General features: G+C 38.2%; 7 protein-coding genes. 2 read left to right on the top strand and 5 right to left on the bottom strand.

From position 1 onward, the window contains the following. Window positions 1-94: 94 nt before the first annotated feature. The 5 genes from CHI06_RS24980 to CHI06_RS24960 all read right to left on the bottom strand — a co-directional run bounded on the left by CHI06_RS24980 (window position 95) and on the right by CHI06_RS24960 (window position 6347). A complete protein-coding gene (locus CHI06_RS24980) occupies window positions 95-1594 on the bottom strand; it encodes a DEAD/DEAH box helicase (protein ID WP_095251309.1) in 1500 nt (499 codons plus the stop codon). Window positions 1595-1946: 352 nt separating this feature from the next. Further along, window positions 1947-2636 (bottom strand): alpha/beta hydrolase, encoded by a 690-nt coding sequence (locus CHI06_RS24975; protein ID WP_095251311.1) that lies wholly within the window; start codon window positions 2634-2636, stop codon window positions 1947-1949. 93 nt (window positions 2637-2729) lie between these two features. Continuing rightward, window positions 2730-4109, bottom strand: coding sequence for a UDP-N-acetylmuramoyl-tripeptide--D-alanyl-D-alanine ligase (locus CHI06_RS24970; RefSeq protein ID WP_095251307.1), 1380 nt, complete (start codon window positions 4107-4109; stop codon window positions 2730-2732). A 249-nt stretch (window positions 4110-4358) separates the two neighbouring features. Next, a complete protein-coding gene (locus tag CHI06_RS24965; RefSeq protein WP_095251305.1) occupies window positions 4359-5441 on the bottom strand; it encodes a D-alanine--D-alanine ligase in 1083 nt (360 codons plus the stop codon). A 129-nt stretch (window positions 5442-5570) separates the two neighbouring features. Then, window positions 5571-6347, bottom strand: a complete 777-nt coding sequence (locus CHI06_RS24960) for a hypothetical protein (RefSeq protein ID WP_095251304.1) — start codon at window positions 6345-6347, stop codon at window positions 5571-5573. A gap of 306 nt (window positions 6348-6653) precedes the next feature. Here CHI06_RS24960 and mgtE point away from each other — a divergent pair, with 306 nt between their 5' ends. Continuing rightward, window positions 6654-8012 (top strand): magnesium transporter, encoded by a 1359-nt coding sequence (gene mgtE / locus CHI06_RS24955; RefSeq protein ID WP_095251302.1) that lies wholly within the window; start codon window positions 6654-6656, stop codon window positions 8010-8012. Window positions 8013-8171: 159 nt separating this feature from the next. Continuing rightward, window positions 8172-9353, top strand: coding sequence for an FtsW/RodA/SpoVE family cell cycle protein (locus tag CHI06_RS24950; protein ID WP_095251300.1), 1182 nt, complete (start codon window positions 8172-8174; stop codon window positions 9351-9353). Window positions 9354-9493: the final 140 nt, after the last annotated feature.

Here is a 9493-nt window from a genome sequence, read left to right as displayed (position 1 = left end):
AATTTTGAATCTGCCTAACCCCATTCCCCCACCATTACGTGAAAAGGCATCAAAAAAAGCATGGACGTATAGTCCATGCTGATTTTGATGCTGATTATCTGTTAAAGCTTCTTGGTTTTGGTTTTCCTGATGTACGCTTTTCACCTGTTCTTGGCTTAGCAGGTGCCTTTTTACGATCGCGATCACCACGTTCGCCACCACGTGAAGAATTATAGCTTCTATTGTCATCTCTTTTTCTACGGTCACGGTCTTGTGGCTTTCTGTCCCTCTTAGAATGCATTGGTGATTCTTCTGTTAACTTAACCGGTGTTTGATCAGGCTCTTTTGTTAACATTTTCAAAACAGCTGCAATGACAGTTGAAGCATCATTCTCTTCAAGTAATTCTTGAGCAGCTCTTTTATAATACTGAAGATTATTTCCTTCAATTGTTTGCACAATCTTATCCACTACTGCTCGTTGTTGACCTTCTAATGCTTCATCAAGTGTAGGAGCAGTCATTCTTTCCATCTTGCGTTTCGTTGTTCTTTCTAAAACAGATAGGTAAGACTTTTCACGTGGTGTGATGAATGTTAGGGCCATACCTGATTTACCAGCACGTCCTGTACGTCCAATTCGGTGGACATAGCTTTCAGGATCTTGTGGAATATCAAAGTTGTAAACATGGGTTACGCCAGAGATATCTAGACCCCTTGCTGCCACGTCCGTTGCCACTAATACATCAATTGTTCCTTCTTTAAATTTCCGAAGGACCTGCATACGTTTCGCCTGCGTTAAATCTCCGTGAATTCCCTCAGCTGTGTAACCTCTTAAGGTTAAAGCTTCGGATAATTCGTCGACGCGGCGTTTAGTCCGTCCAAAGATAATCGCTAACTCTGGTGATTGAATATCAAGAAGTCTTGTTAAGACATCAAATTTATTCTTTTCCATCACTTCAAGATAAAATTGTTCAATCGCCGGTACAGTCATTTCTTTCATCTTGACACGGACAATTTGTGGGTCTTTCATAAACTTTTCTGCCATTCTTTGAATCGGAGCTGGCATTGTTGCTGAGAAAAGTAAAGTTTGACGCTCTGCCGGTGTAGAAGCAAGAATGGTTTCAATGTCTTCAATGAATCCCATATTTAACATTTCATCTGCTTCGTCAAGAATAACAGTATTAACTGTATCTAAGCGCATTGTTTTTCTGTTTATATGATCCAGTACACGTCCAGGAGTACCAACAATAATATGTGGAAACTTCTTTAATGAACGGATTTGGCGGCTGATGTCCTGTCCCCCGTAAATGGATAGAACGCGGACTCTTTTTCCTGATCCAATTTTATAAAGCTCTTCTGATACTTGGATCGCAAGCTCACGAGTTGGTGCAATGATGATTCCTTGGATGGCATCCTTGGTTACATCAACCTTTTCAACTAAAGGAATTCCAAATGCAGCTGTTTTACCTGTTCCTGTTTGAGCCTGCCCAATCAAATCCTTGTTTGCAAGCCCCATTGGGATAGTTTCTGCCTGGATTGGTGTTGCTTCCTCAAAACCCATTTTGAGGACAGCTTCTAAAGTGGCCTGACTTAGGCCTAAATCTTCAAACTTTGTCAATGTTTTCATTCTCCTTCATCTATGTGAAAATATTTTTAAAGTGCTGAATATTTTCGCCCGATACTCAGAAATGCGGAAAGCGTCTTGCTTAGGGGCGAAAAGCGTTGTAGGGCCTGTCGGTGAAGTCACATGTGACTTCATCGTTGGACTGAAGCGGTCGAGCCCTAGGCGCTGCAGCTAGACACGCATCAAAATGCCGCAAGTAGGTAACATCTATATTTTACCAAAAAAAGACATTCTCCTTCAAGGAGTATGCCCTTTATTCATCGTTCTTTAGACACGTTGCAGATAATCATAACACTATTACAAGCTTATTGCAATTAATGCGTTTTTTACGGTCCCATATCGGCAATTACCTCTCCATCAAAAAGTCATACACTTGGGAAAAAAGGGCCTCTTTTTCCTCACAATGACAAATATGATGGCTAGAATCCTTGATATACGTAAGCCTTTTTGTTTTAGCGCTAATTGTACGATATAAGTATTCTGCACTTTTAGGAGGGACGATTCCGTCACATTCCCCCTGTGCAATCAGTGTTGGCACTTCTACTTGAGGAAGAAGTGGTTTAATGTAAGAAACAAGCCTGCGAAATTGTAAAGTCGCTTTTATGGGAGTTGCTTTTATTTTTCTTTTATATCGCTGAAAAAATTCATTATTTTCTAAGTTTCCTTTTAATAAATCCAAAATCATTGATTTAATTTCACTTGCCATTTGTTTAGGGTTTAGGTAATAGGCAGCTGCACTAAGTAGTACAAGCTTGTCCACCGGGTGCTTTGCAGCTAGAAGACTTGCAATCATACCACCCATGGAAAATCCTATCACATAGACCTGATCACAGGTATCAATTAATTTCTTTAATTCGTTCTCTGCATGTTCGATCCACTGTTGATATTGGACACCTTTTAGTGAAAGATTTTCGCCATGGCCAGGAAGAGTCGGGACACTGAATATCCAGTCTGTATGGTTCTTTAAATACTCAGCAAGAGGCTCTACTTCATATGGTGCCCCTGTAAAGCCATGAATACATAAACAGCCAATCATATTCTCTTCACCTGCTTTATTTTGAAGAATATTTTTCTTTAGTGTTCCATTAACAGCATTTAGCATACGGTCTTATTTTTGGGTATTAAATCCTTACTTATTCTGTAATGCTGTAACAATTTCTTCTAATCTCATTCCTCTTGAAGCCTTTACCAGAACTAATGATTCGTTATTTACATGCTGCTTTAACACTTTAATCAGCTCATTTTTGTCACTATAGGAAAAAACTCTGTGTTTCCCTAAAGCGGAACGTGCTCCTTCAGCTATGTGTTCTGCTAACTTTCCAAAGGTAAAGACCAAATCTATTTTACCCGGATTCAATCCCTCACCAATTTGTTGATGGTATTGTTCTTCCTGAGGACCTAGTTCTAGCATATCACCGAGAACTAGAATGATTTTCTGGTAACCCTTTAGGTTTGAAACCAGTTCAATTGCCGCCGTCATTGAGGTTGGACTAGCATTATAGGCGTCGTTGATTATCTTTTCACCATGACTCCCCTCGACGAGCTCCATCCTCATATTGGTGAGTTTAACGTTTGCTAAGCCCTCATTCATTTTAGTAAATGGCACATCAAAGTGGTTAGCAATGATCATCGCAGCAAGTGCGTTTAATATATTATGAGTTCCTAATACAGGAAGTTCGAAGTTTTCTGAGGACTCATTGATCGTAAACCTATTGCCATGTTCTAACTGTATGACTTCTGTAGGATAAAAGTCATTCCGGTTATTTCTTCCAAATGTTAGAACCTTAACATTCCCTTTATATTTATTTATTCGTTCCATAAGAAGTGGTTCATCGCCATGAAGGACGGCCAGTCCCCCCTCTTTTAACCCATGCAAAATTTCAAGCTTAGCTTCGGCAATTCCTTCTCTTGACCCAAGATCAAGAAGATGTGATTCTCCGATATTTGTAATTACAACTGCATCCGGAGAAGCAAGTTTTGTGAGAAATTCTATTTCTCCTCTTCCACTCATTCCCATTTCTAATACGGCAATTTCAGTATCCTTATCTAAACCTAAAACGGTTAGAGGCAATCCAATATGGTTATTATAATTTCCTTCTGTTTTTTGTACCTTATAAGTGGTGGATAAGAGGGATGCTGTCATATCTTTTGTGGTGGTTTTTCCATTACTACCGGTAATTCCTACCACTTTTACTGGTAATTGTTTGCGATATTCTCTCGCCAATTCCTGCAAGGCAACTAAACAATCTTCAACAATAAGGATAGGTAAGTGTGTTGGTGGATTGGGCACATCCTTTTGCCACAATGCAGCACCTGCGCCCTTTTTAAGCGATTCCTCTACAAATTTATGACCATCCGAGCTTTCCCCTTTAAAAGGAATAAATAAATTACCAGGTTCAATTTTTCTAGAATCAATGGAAACACCGGTAATTTCTATCTCAACAAATGAGGTAATATCATTTTTAACAGCTATCATATCTGATATCTGCTTTAGATTTCTTTTTATCATTTCAAACCTCCAGTTAGTTGTGAATTTTAAATAGGGCTGTTTTCGAAACTTTTGTTGTTAAAATCTTAAAGCCGATTTTAACGTGGAAATAGTTATTTTGCGCCTATGAATTTAGTTTGCAGGCTCTTTTCTTATAATTATGCTTTTTTTTCGAATACACAGCACAATCATTAATTTTGTATACAAAAAGCAACAAGGTTTAAGAAAAGAGCCTTAAATAAAGACACGGCACCCTGCCGTGTCAATTTCTTAGAAAGTGTATTTAATGTTTTGTTTTTCTGCATGTCTTTCTTTTGCAAGATTAACTAACGTTTCAATCAATTGTGGATATTCAACACCTGTATGTTTCCATAGTAGCGGAAACATGCTGAAAGGTGTAAAACCCGGCATTGTATTCACTTCATTAATTAAAGCCTTACCGTCTTTTGTTAAGAAGAAGTCCGCACGAACAAGTCCTGAGCAATCCAGCGCTTTAAAGGCTTGAATGGCCATTTCCTTTATTTGTTGATATTCTTCCTCGGAAACATCTGCCGGAATGATTAATGCCGTATCACCATCTTCATATTTCGCTTTATAATCATAAAAATCCTTCTTTGGAACAATTTCACCGGCTACAGAGCACTTTGGTTCGTCATTTCCAAGGATACCCACTTCGATTTCACGGGCGATTACGCCCTCTTCAATGATTACTTTACGATCAAATTGAAACGCCTCAACGAAGGCCGCTTCAAGTTCTGCTCGGTTTGTACATTTACTAATGCCAACACTTGAACCTAGGTTAGCCGGTTTTACAAAGCAAGGGTACCCGAGTTTCTCTTCCACTTTGGTATAGGCAGATTCTTTCGCCTTTTCCCATTCTGTTCTAATAAAGGCAACATAATTTACCTGTGCCAACCCTGCTTGAGCAAACACATTTTTCATCATTACCTTATCCATACCCGCCGCAGAGGCTAATACACCATTCCCAACATACGGAAGGTTTAATAACTCCAATAATCCTTGTACTGTTCCATCTTCACCATTCGGCCCGTGCAGCAGTGGGAAAATTACATCTAGGTGTTCGTTTTCAGTTTGTTCGCTGTTCTGGAAGATGGTTGGTGCTAATGATAAAGGGGTTAACTGATTTTCATTTGAAAATTCTAATGCTTTGACGTTTTCTACAGGTGCAGTAAGCTGTGGTCCCTTTATCCACTGACCTTCTACATTTATGTAAATCGGATGTATTTCATATTTTTCAAGATCAAGCGCTTTTATTACCGCAAGTGCTGTTTGTAAGGATACTTTATGTTCGGCGGATTTCCCCCCGTACAATAAACCAATTTTTGTTTTCATACTAAACCTCCATTTTCGCATTTCACGATTTTATTTTATCACTTTTATTATTTTATGAAACCTACAGCTTGGTTAAAAACTTCCTATTATACCTTACACAAATAAAATCTCTCCACCTAAATGGAGAGATTAGATTACGGTTAGCTTCCATTCTTTTGTTTTCTTATCAAAGATGATTTTTGCATGGCAGTTTTCACCAGAAATTTGTTCATATTCCTCGTACATGTCATCCATTGAGGCAAAGTCGCCTATCACCCAGATAGGGATTTCCAGCCTGCTTCGCTGATGATCCACATCTCGTAAGGAAATACAGATACCTTCCTTAATAAAAGGGGTTAGAGATAGGAGAATTTCCTTATTTATCGGTGGATATAGACGTTTTTTCCTAATTCCAAGGATTGACTTTTCAAGCTTTAACTCTCCTAACTTACTTGAAAGGGCTTGACTTAAGAGTTGAAAAAAATCCTTAAAACTTCGATAATATGTTTTATTAAAGAAACCATCATCATGGGCTAAATAAACAAAGCGATTACCAAGCTTATTATAAAAGGGAAGTTTTAAATGCTGCTTCTGATGACCCAAATATAACAATTCCGCTATTTCCTGCCCTGTGAGTTCATTTAATCCTTCTTCTTCAACAAAGTCAATCCAGCAAAAATCTCCGTAGCCATATATATCTTCGGCAGCAAGCTTCTTGATTTTATCCTCAGGACAATATTCGAGCAGTGTATGCATATTAAAGTCACCATCTTCATAGTGGTGCTTTAATAATAGCAACGGATTTAAAACGCCGGAAAAAGCAGCAGCAAATTCGGCAAATTCGATACCGTAAGACAGTACATACTGATCATTTTGATTTAGATGGACATAAACGAGATCCCGTATGTCTGGATGATGCTTTTTCAAAGCCAAACTCCCCCGATCAGGAAAAATAAAATCTATGTTAATGAGTTAGAACGTACTACATAAAAATGCTCACTAATCTTAACCAATCCTTCATCATTTTATCATTAATAGTCCAAATAGCTTATTTCAATTCTTTTACAATTCTAAAGGTTTTTGTGATACTTTTGAAACAGTTAGCTTGATTATTTTACGAATAACACATACTATTTTTAAACTCCTTACTAGTATTGGCATTTTATCAGCAAAACATTTTCTAACATACTTGTATAGAGTGTAAAAACGCACCGTTAGAAAGGAGCGTATACGATGATTAAAGATATGACGCAGGATGAAATAACTCTCCATATTATTAAATTACTAAAAGAAAACAAAAAGACTGACTTTATTACAATCCTCGAAGAATTACAGCCATATGACACGGCAAAGATATACGAGGATTTACCGGAAAAGCATAAACTTCGATTTCTTTTATTCTTAAATTTTGACGTACTTGCTGACTTAATGCAGGAGCTTGAAAAAGAAGAACAGCTTGAAGTATTAAATAAACTTGGAATTGAGAAATCCAGCAAAGTCCTTGATTTAATGGACAATGATGATTTAGCCTTACTCCTGGATGAACTATCACCAGAGAAAAAAGAGTCACTGCTCTCTGGTATGAAGGTAGAGGAGTCTAAAGCGGTAACCAATATCATGAATTATCCACCTGAAACTGCTGGAAGAATGATGACCAATCGTTTTGTGTGGATTCGAAGTTATTATAATGTCAGAGAAGCTGTTGATAAGTTAAAAACGTTTGCGGAGTTTGCTGAATCGATTAACTACCTCTACGTTGTTGATGAAGAGAGGAAGCTTGTCGGTGTTGTTTCCTATCGAGATTTACTGATGGCGGATCTTAATGAAAAAATTAATAGTATTATGTATGAACGTGTCATTTCAGTTTCTGTCACCACCGACCAAGAAGTAGTAGCCCGAATGACGGAACGATACGATTTCCTTGCCATCCCGGTAGTGGATGAAGAAAATGTGCTAGTTGGTATTGTAACAGTTGATGATATCATTGATGTCGTCATTAAGGAAGCAAATGAAGATATTGAAAAGTTATCAGCCTCTGGGAAATCCATCGACTTTGATACAAAAACACTTGTGGCTGCAGCCAGAAGGCTTCCATGGCTTATTTTGCTATTATTTATTGGACTCATATCCGGGAGCATTATCAGCAGTTTTGAAAACACATTGGATCAGGTCGTCGCTATTGCCTTTTTCATGCCAATGATTGCTGGGATGACGGGGAATACCGGTACTCAATCACTTGCAGTAGTCGTAAGAGGCCTTATCTCACACGATATAGATAAAGGAGTCATTGCTCGCTTAGTTTTGCGGGAACTCGGTGTTGGAGTGACAATTGGCGTTACCTGCGCGATCCTCATTTCAATTATTGCCTATATCTGGCAGGGAAGCTTTATCTTAGGTGCAGTCGTCGGTGTTTCCCTTTTCTTTACTCTCATTATTGGCACCATGGCTGGTACCATTATTCCGCTCATATTATTCCGTTTAAATATAGACCCTGCCGTCGCTTCTGGCCCATTAATTACGACGATTAATGATATTTTTTCACTGCTCACGTACTTTGGAATTGCAACGATGTTCCTTAATTATCTTCTGTAAGCACGGTCTTAAAATCGTGCTTTATTTTTTTGAAACCTATTCTCTAGCAGATTCGTCATAATAGTTAACATCTTGTAATAATTTTCCTAAATATATTGTTACCAAATCTTTTCTTTGTTAGCATATCACTATACAAACAGATAAAATTGGGTGTGGCATATGGACAATTTCACAAAAAAAGTAGATCGCTTTGATTGGACGTTAACATTAATTCTGTTTCTATTTTTCCTTGTTAGCTGTGTAGGAATTTATAGTGCACAAAGTGCTGGACAATACGATGAAAATTTCTTAGCCAAACAAACCTTTTGGTATATAGTTGGAGCCGCCATCATTTCCATTACAATCCTTTTCGATGGTTATCAATATAGGAGGCTTTCTTGGTATTTATACGGATTTGGAATTCTTTTACTTATAGTCATATTGGTTGCTCCTGAAAGTATTGCGCCCATTAGAAACGGAGCAAAAAGTTGGTTTATCACTCCTGTTGGCTCCATTCAGCCTTCAGAGTTTGTGAAAACGTTTTTAATCTTAGCTCTTAGCTCGGTCGCAGCCAAGCATCAGGAGAAATATCTGGAGAAAACATTTAAAAGTGACTTTTGGTTATTGCTTAAATTGGGAATCACCACATTCGTTCCTATCTTCTTTATTATGAAGCAGAATGATCTGGGCACTTCTCTCGTCTTATTATCCATCTTAGTTGGATTCATTCTAGTCTCGGGAATCACATGGAAGATCATATTACCCCTGTTTAGTACTGGAGCTTCACTTGGCGCTTTCATTATTTATCTAGTCGTGCAAAGACCGGATATCCTGGAAAAATATTTACATGTACAGCAATACAAGTTTAACCGCATTTATGCTTGGCTCGACCCGTTTAATCATTCAAGCAGCTCGGGCTATCACCTATTGAAATCCTTAAGTGCCATTGGGTCTGGTTTGATTACTGGAAAGGGCTTTGGAAATCGGGAAGTATACATTCCCGAAGGACATACAGACTTTATTTTCAGCGTAATTGGTGAGGAGTATGGATTTGTAGGCGGGAGTATTGTCATTGGACTATTTTTCCTATTAATTTATCATTTAATCAAAACTGCCTTAGATACGAATGATCCGTTTAATACATATGTGTGTACAGGAATCATTTCCATGCTAACTTTTCATGTTTTTCAAAATGTCGGTATGACCATTCAGGTCCTTCCGATAACAGGAATTCCCTTACCCTTCATTAGCTATGGGGGCAGTTCGTTAATGGGCAATATGTTTGCAATGGGGATTGTCTACAGTATTCGTTTTCATCACCGCAATTACATGTTTACATCAAAAAGGTCACTAAGTAGTTAATAGCGGGACAGCTGATTCCCGCTGTTTTTATTTCTTTATTGTCCGAACTGTTATAAACTAAGAAAAGCGTAAGCGCCTTGCCCAAGGAAAAATGCAGTTCAATTTTTCCCGGGGGCGACAGGCATAAGACAAGCCGGCGA

Source organism: Bacillus sp. 7884-1 (assembly GCF_002272245.1).
Taxonomy (GTDB): domain Bacteria; phylum Bacillota; class Bacilli; order Bacillales; family Cytobacillaceae; genus Neobacillus.
Note: the sequence above shows the minus strand (reverse complement) of the source record. Positions and strands in the feature narration are given on the sequence as shown.

What these genes read in the sequence shown, in the direction of transcription:
- CHI06_RS24975 (WP_095251311.1), bottom strand. Translation starts at nt 2,636, where the DNA reads ATGATTGGCTGTTTATGTATTCATGGCTTTACAGGGGCACCATATGAA.
- CHI06_RS24970 (WP_095251307.1), bottom strand. Translation starts at nt 4,109, where the DNA reads ATGATAAAAAGAAATCTAAAGCAGATATCAGATATGATAGCTGTTAAA.
- CHI06_RS24965 (WP_095251305.1), bottom strand. Translation starts at nt 5,441, where the DNA reads ATGAAAACAAAAATTGGTTTATTGTACGGGGGGAAATCCGCCGAACAT.
- mgtE (WP_095251302.1), top strand. Translation starts at nt 6,654, where the DNA reads ATGATTAAAGATATGACGCAGGATGAAATAACTCTCCATATTATTAAA.
- CHI06_RS24950 (WP_095251300.1), top strand. Translation starts at nt 8,172, where the DNA reads ATGGACAATTTCACAAAAAAAGTAGATCGCTTTGATTGGACGTTAACA.